The organism is Streptomyces sp. NPDC088747 (assembly GCF_044751025.1).
In the GTDB taxonomy this organism is placed as follows: domain Bacteria; phylum Actinomycetota; class Actinomycetes; order Streptomycetales; family Streptomycetaceae; genus Streptomyces.
Map to the genome: position 1 here is coordinate 162,841 of NZ_JBIVKZ010000004.1, position 20,586 is coordinate 183,426.

At 70.5% G+C, this 20,586-nt stretch carries 1 protein-coding gene; it reads left to right on the forward strand.

Going from position 1 to position 20,586, the window contains the following annotated elements; translation table 11 throughout:
* The first annotated feature begins 27 nt into the window (after window positions 1-27).
* Window positions 28-20,580, forward strand: a complete 20,553-nt coding sequence (locus tag ACIP79_RS11845) for a type I polyketide synthase (RefSeq protein ID WP_401222246.1) — start codon at window positions 28-30, stop codon at window positions 20,578-20,580.
* The last annotated feature ends 6 nt before the right edge of the window (window positions 20,581-20,586 follow it).

A 20,586-nucleotide genomic window follows, 5' to 3' on the forward strand; every position in this document is an offset into this window, starting at 1 on the left:
CTCTCCTGCGAGATTGGCTCACGTCCGATGGCGAACGACGACAAACTGCGCGGCTACCTCAAGCGCGCCACGACCGAACTGCAGCAGACCCGCCGGCGCCTCCGCGACATGGAGGACCGGGAACGCGAGCCGATCGCGATCATCGGGATGGCGTGCCGGTATCCGGGCGGGGTGGCATCTCCCGAGGATCTGTGGGAGGTGGTGGCCGGTGGCGTGGACGTGGTGTCGGAGTTCCCGTCGGATCGGGGCTGGGATGTCACGGAGTTGTTCGATCCCTCTGGTGAGCGGCCGAACACGAGTTATGTGAACTCGGGTGGGTTCCTGCATGACGCGGCCGGTTTTGACGCGGAGTTCTTCGGGATCAGTCCGAACGAGGCGTTGACGATGGATCCGCAGCAGCGGTTGCTGTTGGAGACCTCGTGGGAGGCGCTGGAACGCGCCGGAATCGACCCCGGCTCACTGGCGGGAAGCGCGACCGGCGTCTTCGCCGGCCTCGTCTACCACGACTATGTGGGCAACACCAACACCGGTGCCATCGCCTCGGGCCGCGTCTCGTACGCACTGGGCCTTGAGGGCCCGGCGGTCACCGTCGACACCGCGTGCTCCTCCTCGCTGGTCGCGCTCCACCTGGCGGCACAGTCGCTCCGCTCGGGCGAATGCTCGCTGGCCCTGGCCGGCGGCGCCGCGGTCATGGCCACCCCCGACACGTTCGTGGACTTCAGTCTTCAGCGTGGGTTGTCGCGTGATGGCCGGTGTAAGTCGTATGCGGCTGGGGCGGATGGTACGGGGTGGGGTGAGGGTGTGGGGATGCTGTTGGTGGAGCGGTTGTCGGATGCCCGAGCCAATGGCCATCCGGTGTTGGCGGTGGTGCGGGGTAGTGCGGTGAATCAGGATGGTGCGTCGAATGGTTTGACGGCGCCGAATGGTCCTTCGCAGCAGCGGGTGATTGTGCGGGCGTTGGCGAGTGCGCAGGTGTCGTCGGATCAGGTTGATGTGGTGGAGGGGCACGGTACGGGGACGACGTTGGGTGATCCGATCGAGGCGCAGGCGTTGTTGGCGACGTACGGTCAGGGTCGGTTGGTCGGGGATCCGTTGTGGCTGGGTTCGGTGAAGTCGAACATCGGGCATGCGCAGGCTGCGGCTGGTGTGGCGGGGATCATCAAGATGGTCAAGGCCATGGAGCATGGTGTGTTGCCGCGGACGTTGCACGTGGACGCGCCGTCGTCGCAGGTGGACTGGTCCGCTGGGCGTGTGGAGTTGCTGACGGAGGCGCGGGAGTGGCCCGAGGTGGGTCGTCCGCGTCGGGCGGGGATCTCCTCGTTCGGGATCAGTGGGACCAACGCGCACGTCATCATCGAAGCGGCCCCCGCACCGCTCGCCGAGGAGGCCGAGGAGAACGCGGCCGAGCCCGTACCGGACACCGACACCACCGTACGGAGTAACGACACTTCGACCGCACCGGGTAACGACACCTCGACCGTGCGGAGTTCGGTCGTGCCGTGGGTGCTGTCCTCCCGCAGCCGCGAGGGCCTGGCCGCCCAGGCGGCGAGACTGCTCAACCACGCCGGGGAGCATCCGGACCTCGACCCGGTCGACGTCGGCTTCGCCCTGGCGACCTCGCGCGCGGCCCTCGAACACCGCGCCGCTGTCGTCGGTGACGATAGGGAGAGTCTGCTACGAGGCCTCGCCGCTCTGGCGTCCGACGAGCCCGACACCGCAGTCGTACGGGGCTCTGTCCGGTCCGGTGGTGCGACGGCGTTCCTGTTCTCGGGTCAGGGTGCGCAACGGGTCGGCATGGGAAGGGAGTTGTATCAGGCGTTTCCGGTGTTCGCGGCGGCGTTCGACGCGGTGTGCGCGGAGCTGGATCTACATCTGCATCTGGAGGGTGTGTCGCTCCGTGAGGTGATGTGGGGTCGGGCTGATCTGTTGGACCGGACGGTGTTCGCGCAGGCGGGGCTTTTCGCTGTCGAGGTGGCGTTGTTCCGGTTGCTTGAGTCGTGGGGTGTGCGGCCTGATTTCGTGGCGGGTCATTCGATCGGTGAGTTGGCGGCGGCGCATGTGGCGGGGGTGTTTTCGCTCGGTGATGCGGCTCGGTTGGTGGCTGCGCGCGGTCGGTTGATGCAGGCGTTGCCGGCCGATGGTGCGATGGCTGCCGTCCAGGCCACCGAGGGTGAGGTGCTTCCGCTGCTGGAGAGCGCGGAGGTGGCGGTTGCGGCAGTCAACGGCCCTGATTCGGTGGTCGTGTCCGGGACCGACGCTCAAGTCGCCCGGATAGTCGGGCACTTCACCGCTCTCGGCCGTAAGTCGTCCCGGCTGCGGGTGTCGCACGCGTTCCATTCGCCGCTGATGGACCCGATGTTGGACGACTTCCGCGAGGTCGCCGAGAGCGTCACCTACGGAACTGCCGCCATCCCTGTGGTCTCCAACGTGACGGGCCGGCTGGCGGAGGACCTGGGGGACGCCGACTACTGGGTGCGGCACGTTCGCCAGGCGGTCCGCTTCAGCGATGGCGTAGCGCACCTGTGCTCAGCGGGCGTGACCCGTTTCGTGGAGCTGGGTCCCGACGGCGTACTGGCCGCGATGACCCGGAACTGCCTCGACGAAGCGTCCGCCGCGACCCTCGTCGTCCCCGCCCTGCGGGGGAGCGGAGCAGAGGTCACGGCGCTGCTCACCGCCGTTGCCCAGCTCCACGTCAACGGCGCCTCACCGGACTGGCACGCGGCCTTCACCGGACGCGGCGCGCGGAACGTGGAACTGCCCACCTACGCGTTCCAGCACCGGCGCTACTGGCTGGAGGCATCCGCCGAAACCGTCGACGTCACCTCCGCAGGCCTGGACCGCACCGGCCACCCGCTGCTCGGCGCGACGATCGCCCTGGCCGACTCGGGCAAAGTGGTGCTCACCGGCCGAATGGCCGTGGGCGCCCAGCCATGGCTCGCCGACCATGTCGTCGGCGGAGTCGTGCTCTTTCCCGGAACGGGCTTCGTGGAACTGGCGATCCGTGCCGGGGACCAGGTCGGGTGCGGGCGCATCGAAGAACTGACCCTCCGGACACCTCTCGCCCTGCCACAGCGCGGCGGTGTCCAGGTACAGGTCGTGGTGGGCGAAGCTGACGCCCTGGGGACCCGGCGCGTCAGCGTCCACTCCCGCGACGAGGGCATGTCGGTGTGGACGCAGCACGCGGCCGGAACGCTGACGCCCGGCGCAGACAACGGCCGTGACCTGGAAGAGTGGCCACCCTCGGGCGCCGTACCCGTGGAACTGGACCGGTTCTACGAGGGACTTGCGGAGTCGGGTCTGGAGTACGGCCCGGTGTTCCGGGGGTTGAAGGCCGCTTGGCGGAGTGGCGACGAGGTGTTCGCGGAGGTCGCGCTTCCCGATCAGGTGGACGGCGACGAATTCGGCCTGCATCCAGCGCTGTTGGACGCGGGTCTGCACGCGGTCGCGCTGAGCGGTGCGGTCGGTGACGGGGTGGTCCTGCCCTTCGCCTGGTCCGGTGTGGAACTCTTTGCCTCCGGTGCCGGCGCGCTGCGTGTGCGCGTCGTTCCGTCAGGCAGGGGAGCGGTCTCTCTTCAGGTCGCGGACGCCTCGGGACGCGCGGTCGCCTCGGTCGAGTCGCTGGTGCTGCGGGAGATCTCCGCCGAGCAACTCAGTGCCGCCCGTTCGGTGTTCCACGAGTCGCTCTTCCGCGTGGACTGGTCGCCGATTCCGGCAGCCCCCTCCGACGCTCCGGTCGACTGGGCCGCCTGGGACGAACTGGCCCCTGATGACGACGTTCCCGCGGTCGTGGTTCTGCCGTCCACCGGGGGCACGGACCCGGCCTCCGTCCGGTCGGCCGTGCATCGGGCTCTGGACGCCGTACGGTCCTGGCAGGCCGAGGAGCGGTTCGCCGACGCGACGTTGGTCATCGCCACGCGCGGGGCTGTCTCCTCGGAGAGCGAGGACGTCACGGACCTCGCGGGTGCGGCGGTGTGGGGTCTGGTGCGGTCGGCGCAGTCGGAGAATCCGGGGCGGATCGTCCTGGTCGACCTCGATGTGGAGACCGGTCTTGCCGCCGCGGTGGCGGCTGCCGTCTCGGGTGAGCCGCAGTTGGCGATTCGTGAAGGTGTGGTTCATGCGCCGCGGTTGGCGCGTGTCGCGGTGGAGGTACGGGACGAGACCCCGCCGGTGTTCGCCGGAGCCGGAGCCGGAGCCGGAGCCGACGATGGCGACCTCGACGGAGACCTCCATGGCGGCCGTGCTGGTGCCGTTCTGGTAACAGGTGCGTTCGGTGCGCTGGGCGGAGTTGTCGCTCGGCACCTGGTGGCGACCCACGGCGTTCGGGACCTGGTGCTGGTGGGCCGCCGGGGTGCTGATTCCCCAGGTGCGGCGGAACTGTCCGCAGCCCTGTTGGAGTTGGGCGCTGAGGTCGAGGCGGTGGCCTGTGATGTCGCGGACCGGGATGCGGTCGCGGGGATGCTGGCCGGGCGCGAGCTGTCGGGTGTTGTGCACGTTGCGGGGGTGTTGGACGACGGGGTGATCTCGTCGTTGACGGCCGACCGGGTGGACGCGGTACTGCGTCCGAAAGCGGATGCCGCCTGGCACCTCCATGAGCTGACCCGCGACATGAACCTCTCGGCGTTCGTGATGTTCTCGTCGGCTGCTGGTGTGCTGGGTACGTCGGGGCAGGGGAGTTACGCGGCGGCGAACGCGTTCCTGGACGGGTTGGCGGCCCACCGTCGTGCTGGCGGGCTGCCCGGTGTGTCGTTGGCCTGGGGCCCCTGGGCTGCGGGCGTGGGCGGTATGGCGGGCAGGCTCGCGGGCACGGATGTTCAGCGCATGGCGCGGTCCGGTGTGGAGGGACTGTCCGCCGACCAGGGCCTCGCCCTCCTGGACACCGCAGTCTCGCTCGGTGAGGCCGCGCTGGTCCCCATCCGGCTCGACCCCCGGGCTCTCGCCGCCTCCGGTGCCGTCGAGGTGCCCCACCTGTTGCACGGGCTCGTACCGAGAGTGCGGCGCTCCGCCACGGGCGCCCGCGCGGACACCGGATCGCTGCGCCGACAGTTGGCGACCCGGCCCGAGTCGGAGTGGCACGACGTCCTGCTCGGCATGGTCCGCACCCAGGCGGCCGTCGTCCTCGGACACGCCGGTCCGGCGGCGATCGATCCCGAGCGGGCGTTCCGCGACCTCGGCGTCGACTCCCTGTCGGCGGTGGAACTGCGCAACGGGCTGGGGGAAGCCACCGGCCTGCGGCTGCCCGCCACGCTGGTCTTCGACTACCCCACGCCGGAAGTGCTCGCCCGGTACCTGCTGAGCGAGGTGTCCGGCTCGGCGGACGACGGCCTGGTTCCCGCGGCGTCCGTCGCCTCGGACGACGAGCCGATCGCGATCATCGGGATGGCGTGCCGGTATCCGGGCGGGGTGGCTTCTCCCGAGGATCTGTGGGGGGTGGTGGCCGGTGGCGTGGACGTGGTGTCGGAGTTCCCGTCGGATCGGGGCTGGGATGTCGCGGAGTTGTTCGATCCTTCTGGTGAGCGGCCGAACACGAGTTATGTGAACTCGGGTGGGTTCCTGCATGACGCGGCCGGTTTTGACGCGGAGTTCTTCGGGATCAGTCCGAACGAGGCGTTGACGATGGATCCGCAGCAGCGGTTGCTGTTGGAGACCTCGTGGGAGGCGCTGGAACGCGCCGGAATCGACCCCGCCACGCTGCGGGGCAGCGCGACCGGTGTCTTCGCCGGGATGATGTACCACGACTACGCGGCCAACAGCAGCACGGGCGCGATCGCCTCCGGCCGCGTGGCCTACAACTTCGGCTTCGAGGGCCCGGCGGTCACCGTCGACACCGCGTGCTCCTCCTCGCTGGTCGCGCTGCACTGGGCCGCCCAGGCGCTGCGCTCGGGGGAGTGCACTCTTGCGCTGGCCGGCGGTGTCGCTGTCATGGCCACCCCCGAGGCGTTCGTGGAGTTCAGCAAGCAGCGCGGTCTCGCCGCCGACGGACGCAGCAAGTCGTTCGCCGCGTCCGCCGACGGCACCGGCTGGAGCGAGGGCGTCGGCATGCTCCTCGTCGAACGCCTCTCGGACGCTCGGCGCAACGGCCACCCCGTGCTGGCCCTAGTCCGTGGCACCGCGACCAATCAGGACGGTGCCTCGAACGGGCTGACGGCGCCGAACGGTCCCTCGCAGCGCCGGGTGATCCGACAGGCGCTCGCCAACGCCGGATTGACGACAGCGGACGTGGACGCGGTGGAGGCGCACGGCACCGGCACGACGCTCGGCGACCCGATCGAGGCGCAGGCGCTGCTGGCGACGTACGGACAGAACCGCCCGGAGGACAACCCCCTGTGGCTGGGGTCCATCAAGTCGAACATGGGCCACACGCAGGCGGCGGCCGGTGTGGCGGGGATCATCAAGATGGTCAAGGCCATGGAGCACGGTGTTCTGCCGCGCACACTGCACGTCGATGAGCCGACGCCGGAGGTGGACTGGGCCTCCGGGGATGTGGAGTTGTTGACCGAGGCGCGGGAGTGGCCGCAGAACGGTCACCCACGTCGGGCGGGTGTCTCCTCGTTCGGGATCAGCGGCACCAACGCCCACGTCATCATCGAGCAGGTTCCGGCATCGCCGACCCCGAACCCGACCTCGAACCCGGCCGCAACCGACGAAGCCCTTGCGGGTGCCACTCCGTGGGTGCTTTCCGGCCGGTCCGAAGACGGCTTGCGCGCCCAGGCCGAGAACCTCCGGTCGTACCTCACCGCTCACCCCGAACTGGGCTCCACCGACATCGCGTTCTCCCTGGCGACGGCACGCCCGGCCATGGAACACCGCGCCGTGGTGATCTCAGCCGACCGTGACACGGCCCTCGACGGCCTCGCGGCCATCGCCGCCGGCGAACTGCGGCCAGGCGTGCTGAGGTCAGGCGTGCTGCGGTCAGGCGTACTGCGCGACGTGGCGACCCCGGGTGCGACGGCGTTCCTGTTCTCGGGTCAGGGTGCGCAACGGGTAGGTATGGGGCGGGAGTTGTACGGTTCGTTCCCGGTGTTCGCGGGGGCGTTCGACGTGGTCTGTGCGGAGCTGGACCTGCACTTGGAGGGTGTGTCGCTCCGTGAGGTGATCTGGGGTCGGGCTGATCTGCTGGACCGGACGGTGTTCACGCAGGCCGGTCTCTTCGCCGTCGAAGTGGCACTGTTCCGGCTGCTTGAGTCCTGGGGTGTACGTCCCGACCGGCTTGCGGGTCATTCGATCGGTGAGCTGGCCGCGGCGCATGTGGCCGGAGTCTTCTCGCTCAGCGACGCGGCCAAGTTGGTGGCCGCGCGAGGTCGGTTGATGCAGGCGCTCCCGACCGGAGGTGCGATGCTCGCCGTCCAGGCCACCGAGGACGAGGTCGCTCCGCTGCTCGACCTCAAGTTGGCCGATGTCGCGGCGGTCAACGGCCCGGATTCGGTCGTGGTCTCCGGTACCGAGGCCGAAGTGGCGCGGATCACGGCGCACTTCACTGCCCTGGGCCGGAAATCATCCCGCCTCCGGGTCTCCCACGCCTTCCATTCCCCGCTGATGGACCCGATGCTGGACGCCTTCCGCGAGGTCGCCCAAAGCATCACCTACAACACCCCCGCCATCCCGGTCGTATCGAACGTGACGGGCCGGCCGGCGGAGGAACTCGGATCGGCCGACTACTGGGTACGGCACGTCCGCCAAACGGTCCGGTTCGCCGACGGCGTCCAAACCCTGCGCGAGGAGGGTGTCACTCACTTCGTGGAACTGGGCCCGGACGGGGTGCTGTCCGGGATGGTGCGCGCTGCTGTGGAGGGCGGCGTGGTGGTGCCGACGCTGCGTAGGGAGCAGGGCGAGGCCGAGACGCTGTTGACGGCGGTCGGACGGCTTCACGCAGGCGGTGTCTCGGTCGACTGGGCGAGGTTGTTCGAGGGTCGTGGCGCCCGGCGCGTCGACCTTCCCACCTACGCGTTCCAGCGCGAGCACTACTGGCTGGATGTACGGAGCTACTGGCGCGAGGCGTGGGCCGGTTCGGCGATCGGTACCGGAGACATCGCCTCCGCGGGCCTGGAGGCATCGGGTCACCCGCTGCTCGGCGCGGTCATCTCCTCGCCGGACTCGGACGGTGTCGTCCTCACGGGCCGTCTGTCGGTCCACGACCAACCCTGGCTGCGCGACCACGAGGTCTTCGGCAACGTCGTGTTCCCTGGCACCGGACTCATGGAACTGGCGATCCGCGCCGGAGACCAGGCGGGCTGCGGCACGCTGGACGAACTGACCCTGGAAACGCCCCTGGTGCTGCCCGCGGAGGGCACGATCTCCGTGCAGGTGGTCGTCGGGGACGCGGGTGAGACGACCGCTCGTCCGGTCGCGGTCTACTCACGCGCCGACACCGACGCGCCCTGGACCCGCCATGCCTCGGGCCATGTCTCAGCCGGTGGCGCCGAGCCCGCCTTCGGACTTGAGCAGTGGCCACCTGCGGAAGCCGCCGCGCTGGAGATCACCGGGCTGTACGACGACCTGGCGGAGGCGGGCCTGGAGTACGGGCCGGTCTTCCGGGGGTTGAAGGCCGTGTGGCGGCGTGGGGACGAGCTGTTCGCGGAGGTCGCGCTTCCCGAATCGGAGTTGGTGGACGGTTTCGGGCTGCACCCCGCGCTCCTTGACGCCGCTCTGCACGCGATCGCGTCGAACGCCGAGGACGAGGGCACGGTTCTGCCGTTCGCCTGGTCCGGCGTGGAACTGTTCGCGGCCGGCGCCACGGCGCTTCGCGTCCGGATCACCCCGACCGGCTCCGCGGGCGTCTCCCTCCAGCTCGCGGACCCGGCGGGCCGTCCGGTGGCGTCGGTACGGCAGCTGACGTTGCGCGGAGCTTCAGCCGACCAACTCGCGGCAACACGACCGGAGTTCCACGACTCGCTGTTCCACGTCGTCTGGTCACCGCTCGGAACCCCGCCCGCCGCCGACCAGCCCTCCTGGGCGCGCTGGGACACGCTGGCAGCCGGTGCCCCCGTACCCGACGTCGTACTGCTGGAGCTCCCGGCCGGTGATGTGACCGCCGTACGCCTCGCCGTACGGCGCGTGCTCGACGTCGTGCAGACGTGGCTGGCGGAGGAACAGTTCGCCGAGTCCACGCTGTTGGTGGCCACCTCGGGTGCCGTCGCGGTCGGTGACGAGGGCATCGACGATCTTCCGGGTGCGGCGGTGTGGGGTCTGGTGCGGTCGGCGCAGTCGGAGAATCCGGGGCGGATCGTCCTCGTCGACCTCGATGTGGAGACCGGTCTTGCCGCCGCGGTGGCGGCTGCCGTCTCGGGTGAGCCGCAGTTGGCGATTCGTGAGGGCGTGGCTCATGCGCCGCGGTTGGCGCGTGTCGTGGTGGAGGTGCGGGACGAGGTTCCGTCGATTTTCGCCAAAGCCGCAGTCGACGATGGCGACCTGGGCGGAGACCTCCATGGCGGCCGTGCTGGTGCTGTGCTGGTGACGGGTGCGTTCGGTGCGCTGGGCGGAGTTGTCGCGCGGCACCTGGTGGCGACCCATGGCGTTCGGGACCTGGTGCTGGTGGGCCGCCGGGGTGCTGAATCCCCAGGCGCGGACGAACTGTCCGCAGCCCTGCTGGAGTTGGGCGCCGAGGTCGAGGTGGTGGCCTGTGATGTCGCGGACCGGGATGCGGTCGCGGAGATGCTGGCTGGTCGTGATCTGTCGGGTGTCGTGCATGTGGCCGGGGTGTTGGACGACGGGGTGATCTCGTCGTTGACGGCCGACCGGGTGGACGCGGTACTGCGTCCGAAAGCGGATGCCGCCTGGAATCTGCACGAGTTGACGCGGGACATGAACCTCTCGGCGTTCGTGATGTTCTCGTCGGCTGCGGGTGTGCTGGGAGCTCCGGGGCAGGGTAACTACGCTGCGGCGAACGCGTACTTGGACGCTCTGGCCGTACATCGTCGGGCGAACGGTCTGCCGGCGCAGTCGCTCGCCTGGGGACTGTGGAGCGGGGGGATGGCGGGCCAGGTGGACGACGCCGACCTCCGTCGCCTGGCCCGCACCGGCCTGGAGGCGCTGTCCGCCGAACAGGGACTCACGCTGCTCGACACGGCGAGTGCGGTGGACGAGGCCGTGCTCGTGCCGATGCGCCTGGACCTCAAGGCACTCGGTGCCGCCGGCGGCGAGGTGCCGCATCTGCTGCGCGCCCTGGTCCGGCGTCCGGTACGCCGAGCCGCCGGCAGGGGAACCGGCGTGACAACAGGGCTTGGACGGCAGCTGGTCGGTCTGTCCGAGACCGAGAGGGAAGCACTGCTCCTGGAGATCGTGCGCGGCAGTGCCGCGGCCGTCCTGGGGCATCCGGGCCCCTCCTCCATCGATCCCACCCGTGCCTTCGGCGAACTCGGATTCGACTCGCTGTCGGCGGTGGAGTTCCGCAACGCGCTGAACGAGGCCACCGGGCTGCGCCTTTCGCCGACCTTGGTGTTCGACTACCCGACGCCGACCGTGCTCGCCCGCCACCTCAAGGACGAGGCGACGGGAACCGTCGAGGACACTCCGCTTCCCTCCGCCGCCCGAGTGGACGAGCCGATAGCGATAGTGGGCATGGCATGCCGTTTCCCCGGAGGTGTCGAGGCGCCCGACGACCTGTGGCGGCTGGTGGCCGACGGCGTGGACGCGGTGTCGGAGTTCCCCCGCGACCGCGGATGGGACATCGGACGCCTTCACGACCCCGAGGGCACCCGACCGGACACCAGTTACGTCGACGTCGGCGGATTCCTGCACGACGCCGCGGAGTTCGACGCGGCCTTCTTCGGGATCTCGCCGCGCGAGGCCCTCGCCATGGATCCCCAGCAGCGGTTGCTGCTGGAGACCTCGTGGGAGGCGCTGGAACGCGCCGGCATCGACCCCTCGTCCCTCGGCGGAAGCCGGACCGGGGTGTTCGCCGGGGCGATGTACCACGACTACGCCCACAACAGCAGCACGGGTTCAGTGGCGTCAGGTCGGGTCTCGTACACGTTGGGTCTTGAGGGTCCTGCGGTGACGGTTGATACGGCGTGTTCGTCGTCGTTGGTGGCGTTGCATCTGGCTGTGCAGGCGTTGCGGTCGGGGGAGTGTTCGCTGGCGTTGGCGGGTGGGGTGGCGGTGATGGCGACTCCGGAGACGTTTGTGGAGTTCAGTCGTCAGCGGGGGCTTGCGCGTGATGGGCGTGCGAAGTCGTTCGCGGCTGCGGCTGATGGGACGTCGTGGGGTGAGGGTGCGGGGATGCTGTTGGTGGAGCGGTTGTCGGATGCGCGGGCCAACGGTCATCCTGTGCTGGCGATCGTGCGTGGCACGGCGGTGAATCAGGACGGCGCCTCCAATGGGTTGACCGCCCCGAACGGTCCGTCTCAACAGCGGGTGATCCGGCAGGCGTTGGCGGCAGCGGGTCTCACCACCGCCGATGTGGACGCGGTGGAGGCGCACGGTACGGGTACGACGTTGGGTGACCCGATCGAGGCGCAGGCGCTGCTGGCGACGTATGGGCAGGACAGGCCCGACGGACATCCGCTCTGGCTGGGTTCCATCAAGTCGAACATCGGTCACACCCAGGCGGCCGCCGGTGTGGCGGGGATCATCAAGATGGTCAAAGCCATGGACCACGGCGTACTGCCCAGGACGCTGCACGTGGACGGACCGACGCCCCACGTGGACTGGACTGCGGGTGAGGTGGAACTCCTCACGGAAGCGCGGGAGTGGCCGCAGAACGGTCACCCGCGTCGGGCGGGGATCTCCTCATTCGGGATCAGCGGCACCAACGCCCACGTCATCATCGAAGCGACACCCGCGCCGCCTGAGGCCGACGAACGGCCGGCCGGGACGGTACCGGTGCTGTGGCCGGTCTCCGCGCCCAACCGGGACGCGACGGCCGCCCAGGCCGCACGACTGCTGGAATTCCTCCGGGAGCACCCCGAACTCGACCCGCAGGACGTGGGCTTCTCCCTTGCCACCTCGCGCGCCGCCCTCGACCACCGTGCCGTGGTGGTGGGCAGGGACCGTGAAGAACTCCTCGCCGGACTCGGCAGACTGGCCGCCGCCGACCACAACCACCGTGACCCTGGCCGCACGGAGGGCGCTACCGCATTCCTGTTCTCGGGTCAGGGTGCCCAACGGGTAGGTATGGGACGGGAGTTGTATGAGGCGTTTCCTGTGTTCGCGGGGGCGTTCGACGTGGTCTGTGCGGAGCTGGACCTGCACTTGGAGGGTGTGTCGCTCCGTGAGGTGATCTGGGGTCGGGCTGATCTGCTGGACCGGACGGTGTTCACGCAGGCCGGGCTTTTCGCCGTCGAGGTGGCGTTGTTCCGGCTGCTTGAGTCCTGGGGTGTACGTCCTGACCGGCTTGCGGGTCATTCGATCGGTGAGTTGGCGGCGGCGCATGTGGCTGGAGTCTTCTCGCTCAGCGATGCGGCCAAGTTGGTGGCTGCCCGTGGCCGTTTGATGCAGGCGCTGCCGTCGGGTGGTGCGATGGTCGCTGTCCAGGCGACCGAGGGCGAGGTTGCTTCGCTGCTCGACCTGAAGTTGGCCGATGTCGCGGCGGTCAACGGCCCGGATTCGGTCGTGGTCTCCGGTGCCGAGGCTGAAGTGGCGCGGATCAGGGCGCACTTCACTGCCCTGGGCCGGAAGTCATCCCGCCTCCGGGTCTCGCACGCCTTCCATTCCCCGCTGATGGACCCGATGCTGGACGACTTCCGCGAGGTCGCCCAGAGCATCACCTACAACACCCCCGCAATCCCGGTCGTCTCGAACGTGACGGGCCGGCCGGCGGAGGAACTCGGATCGGCCCACTACTGGGTACGGCACGTCCGTCAGGCGGTCCGTTTCGCCGACGGCGTCCAATCACTGCGCGACGAGGGTGTCACCCGCTTCGTAGAACTGGGCCCCGACGCGGTCCTCACCGCCATGGTCCAGAACTGCCTGGACGACGAGCCGTCCGTACCCCTCGCCCTCGTGTCCGCGTTGCGCGCGAACCACCCCGAGTCGACCGCCTTGCTGACCATGCTCGGACGGCTTCACACGGCGGGAGCCGATGTCGACTGGCACGCGGTGTTCGCCGGACGAGGGGCTCGCCTGGTCGAACTGCCCACCTATGCCTTCCAGCGCGACCGGTACTGGCTCTCGGACTCCTCGGCGGGCGACGACCCCGCGGCGATGGGTCTCGGCCCGGCCGGGCATCCCCTGCTCGGTGCCGTGGTCGGTCTGCCCGGTTCCGACGGGGTCGCGCTGACCGGCAGGCTGTCGACCGGGGACCAGCCGTGGCTTGCCGACCACCAGGTGTTCGGCTCGGTACTGCTGCCGGGAACCGCATTCGTGGAACTGGCCGTACGGGCCGGCGACCAGGTCGGCTGCGACGTACTCGAACAACTCACCCTGGAAGCGCCGCTCGTCCTGCCCGAGCAGGGTGTCGCGCTCCACGTGGCCGTGGGCGAGCCCGACGAGTTGGGCCGCCGCACGGTGAGCGTTTACTCCCGGCACAACGACGGCACAGCCGGGCAGGAAGCCTGGACCCGTCATGCCGAAGGCATGCTGGCGCCGACCACGAGCACCGGACTGCTGTCCGTCGACCCGGACCGTCGCCCCTCCGCCGATCCGGACCAGTGGCCGCCCGCCGGCGCGACCCCCATCGACCTGGACGGCGTGTACGACCGCCTCACCGGACGGGGTTTCGGATACGGGCCGGTGTTCCAGGGACTGCGGGCCGCGTGGCGGGCCGGCGACGACCTGTTCGCCGAGGTCGCACTCCCCGAGGACGCGCGCGCCGAGGCTGCCGCGTACGGGATCCACCCCGCGCTGCTCGACGCCGCCATGCACGTGATCCTGCTCGACGACGGGGAGGAGGCACTGCTCCCCTTCGAGTGGAGCGGAGTCGCTCTGCACGCCACGGGTGCTCCGGCGCTCCGCGTCCGGGTGTCCCCGCTGGGCGGCACCGCGATGAAGCTGGAGGCCGCCGACGAGGCGGGACGGCCCGTGCTCAGCGTCGAGTCGCTCGCGTCGCGGCCCATCTCGCCCGAGCAACTCACCGCGCCGGGCGGTCCGGACGGCTCACTCTTCACCGTGGCCTGGTCTCCCGCGCCCGACACCGTGACGCGGCCCGACGTGCCGCTGGCCCTGCTGGGATCCGACCGCTGCGGCCTCGACGACGACGTACCGGCGTTCGCGGACTTGGTCGAGCTGGCCGAGGCCGGTTCGCCCGAGGTTGTGGTGTGGTCGCTTCCGGCGGGTTCCGGTGAGGATGTTCCGGCTGATGCGCATGCGTTGACCCGTCGGGCTCTGGAGGTTGTCCAGGGGTGGCTGGCGGACGAGCGGTTCGCCTCGTCCCGGCTCATGGTGGTCACACGTGGGGCCACCACTGCCGCCGGACCCGGACAACTCGCGCAGGCACCGGTGTGGGGCCTGGTGCGCGCCGCGCAGGCGGAGAACCCTGGCCGGTTCGTCCTGGTGGATCTGGACGGCGCGCAGATGCCGTCCACCGTCCTGGCCGCGGTGGCGGCTTCGGGCGAACCCGAGGCGGCGGTACGCGCCGGACGGTTCCACGTACCCCGGCTGGTCGATGCGGCACCGGTGGTGTCGTCGCCGTGGGGTGGTGGTTCGGGGTCGGTGTTGGTGACGGGTGGGACGGGTGGGTTGGGTGCGTTGGTGGCCCGGCATTTGGTGGTGGTGCATGGGGTGCGGCATTTGGTGTTGGCGGGTCGGCGTGGGTTGGGTGCTCCGGGTGTGGGGGCGTTGGTTGCTGAGTTGTCGGGGTTGGGTGCTGAGGTGGTGGTGGTGGGTTGTGATGTGGGTGTTCGGGATGAGGTGAGGGGGTTGTTGGGGCGGGTGCCGGTGGGGCATCCGTTGGTGGGTGTGGTGCATGCGGCTGGTGTGGTGGACAACGGGTTGGTGGGTTCGTTGTCCGGGGGTCGGGTGGATGGGGTGTTGGGTCCGAAGGTTGATGGGGCTTGGTATTTGCATGAGTTGACGCGTGATTTGGGTTTGTCGGCGTTTGTGTTGTTTTCGTCGGTGGGTGGTTCGTTGTTGGCTGCGGGGCAGGGTGCGTATGCGGCGGCGAATGTGTTTTTGGATGCGTTGGCTGTGTATCGGCGTGGTTTGGGGTTGGTGGGTACGTCGTTGGCGTATGGCCTCTGGGACGTCGGCACGGGCATGGCCGGAGACCTCACCGAAGCGGACGCCGACAGGCTGCGACGGCTGGGCATGCCGGCGATACCGGCGGACGAGGCGTTGGCCCTGTTCGACGTGGCTGTCTCGGCGGAGAACGCCGCGGTCGTGCCGCTGCACCTGGACAGGGCGGCGCTGCGGGCCCGGGGCGACGACGTTCCGGCACTCCTGCGTGGTCTGACCGGCGGAACCCGGCGCCCGGTCCGCGCCCGCGCCGAGGCGTCGGGAAGCCGGGAGGTGCTGCGGCGGATCACCGGCCTGGACGAGGCCGAACGCCGAGCCATACTGCTGGAGTTGGTCCAGTCGCAGGTGGCTGCCGTGCTCGGCCACACCTCCGCGAAGGCTGTCGAACCGGATCGGGCTTTCCGGGAGTTGGGCTTCGATTCGTTGTCGGCGGTGGAGTTGCGGAACGCGTTGCGGGTGGAGACGGGGTTGAGTCTTCCGGCGACGTTGGTGTTCGACTATCCGACGGCTCGGGTGGTCGCCGCGCATCTGGACGGCGAACTCGCCGGAACGGCGGGAGACCCGGTGACTCCGGTGCCGGGGCGGGCGGTTGCTGACGATGATCCGATCGTGATCGTGGGGATGGCGTGCCGTTATCCGGGTGGTGTGGCGTCGCCTGATGATCTGTGGCGGCTGGTGGCTGACGGGGTGGATGCGGTGTCGGCGTTCCCGGTGGACCGTGGGTGGGACATCGAGGGCATCTATCATCCCGAGCCCGGGAAACCCGGTAAGACGATCGCGCGTGAGGGTGGATTCCTTTACGACGCGGCGGAGTTCGACGCCGACTTCTTCGCGATCTCGCCGAGGGAAGCGGCCGACACCGATCCCCAGCAACGGTTGCTGCTGGAAGCGTCCTGGGAGGCCTTCGAACGCGCCGGACTCGACCCGCACACCCTGCGCGGCAGCGCGACCGGCGTCTTCACCGGCCTCATGTACCACGACTACGCGTTGGACGTGGACGCCGCCAGCACCAACGGAGGCAGCCTCGCCTCCGGACGTGTCTCCTACGTGTTCGGTCTGGAGGGTCCGGCGGTCACCGTCGACACGGCCTGTTCCTCCTCGCTGGTCGCGTTGCACCTGGCAGCGCAGGCACTCCGGTCCGGAGAGTGCTCCTTGGCCCTGGCAGGCGGCGTGACGGTGATGGCCACCCCCGGCATGTTCGTGGAGTTCAACCGGCAGCGGGGTCTCGCGGGAGACGGCAGGAGCAAGTCGTTCTCGGCATCGGCGGACGGCACCGGCTGGGCCGAAGGCGTAGGCATGCTCCTCGTGGAGCGGTTGTCGGACGCCCGCCGCAACGGTCACCCGGTGCTGGCGGTGGTCCGCAGCTCGGCGGTCAACCAGGACGGCGCGTCGAACGGTCTCACCGCTCCGAACGGGCCGTCCCAACAGCGTGTCATCCGGCAGGCGTTGGCCACCGCGGGCCTCAACACCGCCGACGTGGACGCGGTGGAGGCGCACGGCACCGGCACGACGTTGGGTGACCCGATCGAGGCGCAGGCGCTGCTGGCGACGTACGGGCAGAACAGGCCGGACGACAGCCCTCTGTGGCTGGGATCGATCAAGTCGAACATGGGCCACGCCCAGGCCGCCGCCGGTGTCGCCGGAATCATCAAGATGGTCCAGGCGATACGCCACGGCATCCTGCCCAGGACCCTGCACGTGGATGAGCCGACCCCGCACGTCGACTGGTCGGCCGGACAGGTGGAGTTGCTGACCGAGGCGCGGGAGTGGCCCGAGGCGGGTCGTCCGCGCCGGGCGGGGATCTCCTCGTTCGGGATCAGCGGCACCAACGCCCACGTCATCATCGAACAGGCCCCGGACTCCACCTGGTCGTCCGATCCCACCGCGTCCCGTCAAGCGGACCCCGCAGACGCCGAGTCCGTATCCGGTCAAGCGGACCCCGCAGACGCAGACGCAGAGGCCGAGTCCGGTCAAGTGCAGCCCGCAGAAACCGAGTCCGCTCGGACGGACATCCGCCCCGTGCCATGGGTGCTCTCCGGCAAGTCCGCCGAAGGGCTGCGCGGCCAGGCGGAACGGCTGGCGGCCTTCGTCCGGACCGGAGGAGACCTCGCCGCGGCCGACATCGGGTTCTCGCTGGCCACGTCCCGAGCGGAGTTCGACCACCGCGCGGTCGTGTCGGTGGCGGACCGTGACTCCGGCCTGACGGCCCTAACCGCCCTGACCGCCCTGGACGCGCTCGCCACGGACGGCGTGGACGGGAACGTCGTACGGGGCGTGGCCGAAGGAGACGCACGGGCACCGGTGTTCGTCTTCCCCGGACAGGGATCGCAGTGGACCGGGATGGCCGTCGAACTCCTGGACTCCTCACCCCGCTTCGCCGCCCGCATGAAGGAGTGCGCCCAGGCCCTCGAGCCCTACGTGGAGTGGGACCTGCTCGACGTGCTGCGCGGTGACGGCGGACCGCTGGAGCGGGTGGACGTCGTCCAGCCCGTCCTGTGGGCCGTCATGGTGTCGCTCACCGAGGCCTGGCGGGAGTTCGGGGTGGAGCCCGCAGCCGTCGTCGGACACTCCCAGGGCGAGATCGCGGCCGCCTGCGTGGCCGGCGCACTCACCCTCGACGACGGGGCCCGGGTCGTGGCGGTGCGCAGCCGCATCATCGCCGAGGATCTCGCGGGCCAGGGCGGCATGCTCTCCGTGGCGCTGTCCGCCGAGAACGTCACCGAACTGCTGAGCGGCTGGGACGGACGCCTGGAACTCGCCGTGGTCAACGGTCCCGCCTCTGTCGTCGTGTCCGGCGAGACGGACGCGCTGGCGGAACTGGAGAAGACGCTGAAGAGCCGGAACGTCCGTGTCCGCATGGTCCCCGTGAACTACGCCTCCCACGCGATGTTCGTCGAGGGCGTCCGCGACCGGATCCTCGCCGAGCTCGACGGGCTCGACCCCAGGCCCTCCCGGATCGGCTTCTACTCGACGGTGACCGGCGGCCTGGCCGACACGGCGACACTGGACGCCGCGTACTGGTACGCCAACCTGCGGCAGACCGTCCGCTTCGAACAGGCCACGCGCGCGCTGCTGGACGACGGCTTCACCGCGTTCGTGGAGTCCAGTCCCCACCCCGGTCTGCTGGTCGGCCTCGGGGAGACCCTGGAGTCGCACGGCACCGCCGCCGTCACCGTCGGATCGCTCCGCCGGGGCGAGGGCGGCGCGCGACGGCTCCTCACGTCGGTCGCCGAGGCGTGGGCGGGCGGGGTGCGCGTCGACTGGAGCGCCGCGTTCCGGGGACAGCCGGCCCGGCGGGTCGAACTGCCCACCTACGCCTTCCAACGCCGCCGGCACTGGACCGACGCCGTTGCGGCCGCGCCAGGGGCGGACCCCGCCGACGCCGCGTTCTGGGACGCCGTGGAACGCGCGGACCTGACCTCTCTGGCCGACCGTCTCGATCTCGCTCCCGAGAAACTGGGCGACCTCGTCTCCGCCCTCTCGACCTGGCGCCGACGGCACCGCGAGGACTCCGTCGTGGACTCCTGGCGCTACCGGATCGTGTGGAAACCCCTGGCCGAGCGCCCCGGCAAGCCGCTCACCGGAACCTGGCTCGTCGTGATCCCCTCCGGGCTCGCGGCCGGAACGGTCGCCGCGATCACCGAAGGGCTCGCCGGGCACGGTGCGAACGTCGTGCCCCTGGAGACGGACGGGGATGAACGAGCAGCTCTCACAGGGCAGTTGAGCGCCGAGCCCTCAGACGGCGTCCTGTCGCTGCTCGCGCTGGACACCCGGCCGCACCCCGACCACCCGACGCTCACCCGGGGCGCCGCCGCCACGATCGCACTGGCGCAGGCACACGGCGACGCCGGGCTCACGGCGCCGTTGTGGTGTGTCACCCAGGGCGCCGTCGCCGTGGACGGCCCCGGTGAGCTGACCGATCCGGCACAGGCGTCCCTGTGGGGCCTCGGCACCGTGCTCGGGCTCGAACGCCCCGGCGCCTGGGGCGGGATGGTGGACCTCCCGGGGGATCTCCCCACGGGCCTCGACGCGAACACGGTCCGACGACTGTGCGCCGCGCTCAGTGGCGCGGACGGGGATCAGCTCGCGATCCGCCCCGCCAAGACCGCCGCCCGCCGCATGGTGCGTGCCACCCTCGGCGACACACCCGCCGAGCGGAGCTGGCGGCCACGCGGGACGGTCCTGGTCACCGGCGGCACCGGCGGGATCGGCGCCCACGTGGCCCGATGGCTCGCGGGCAACGGCGCCGAACACCTCGTCCTCACCAGCCGTCGCGGCCCGGCGGCCGAAGGCGCGGCGGAACTGGAGGCCGAACTGACGGCGCTGGGCGCCCGGGTGACGATCGCGGCCTGCGACGTCGCCGACCGGGACGCCCTCGGCCGCCTGCTCGACTCCGTCCCGGGAGAGCTGACGGCGGTCATGCACGCCGCCGGTGTGCTCGGCACCGACGCGCCCCTGGAAGGACTCACCCTGGAGGAGTTCGCCGCCGTCGGCCGCGCGAAGGCCGCCGGAGCGGCCCACCTGGACGAACTGCTCGCCGACCGCCCGCTGGACGCCTTCGTGCTGTTCTCCTCGGGATCCTCGGCCTGGGGCGGCGCGGGCCAGTCCGCCTACGCCACCGCCAACGCCTACCTGGACGCACTCGCCCACCGGCGCAGGGCCGGGGGACGTACCGCGACCGCCGTCGCCTGGGGCGCGTGGGACGCCGGGATGATCGACGCCGAGACCGGCGCCGCGACCCGGCGGCTCGGACTGACCGCGATGGAGCCGCGGCTCGCGATCGTCGCGCTCCAGAAGGCGCTCGACCACGACGACGGCACCCTGGTGGTGGCGGACATCGACTGGGCCCGTTTCGCGAGCACGTACACCCTCGCGCGGCCCCGACCGCTCCTCGACGACCTCCCCGAGGTCCGTGCGGCCCTCGCCGGGGGAGAGGACGAACAGCCGTCCGCCGAACCCGCGTTCGCGGCCGGCCTCGCCGCGATGTCCGAGGCGGAGCGCGGCCGGGCCCTGCTCGACCTGGTGCACACCCACGTGGCGGTGCTCCTCGGCTACGACGACAGCGCGGAGCTCGACCCGGCACGCGCCTTCAAGGAGCTCGGGTTCGACTCGGTCGCCGCCGTCGAGCTGCGGACCAGGCTGAGCGCGGCCACCGGCCGGAAACTGCCCGCCACGGTGGCGTTCGACCACGCCTCACCGGCTGCGCTCGCCACGTTCCTGCAGTCCCTCATGCGACCGGACGGCGCCGTCGAAGTACCGGTCACCGCCGAGCTGGACCGGCTGGAGGCGGCCGTCGCCGGCCTCCCGCCGGAGGAGATCGAGCGCACCCGGCTCACCGAGCGGCTCCAGGCACTGCTGGCGACGCTGAACGAGTCCCTCGGCACGCAGGACAGCATCGCCGTCGCCGACCGGCTGGAGAACGCGACGGCCGACGACATCTTCGACTTCATCGACAAAGACCTTGGCATGGCCTGACGGAGG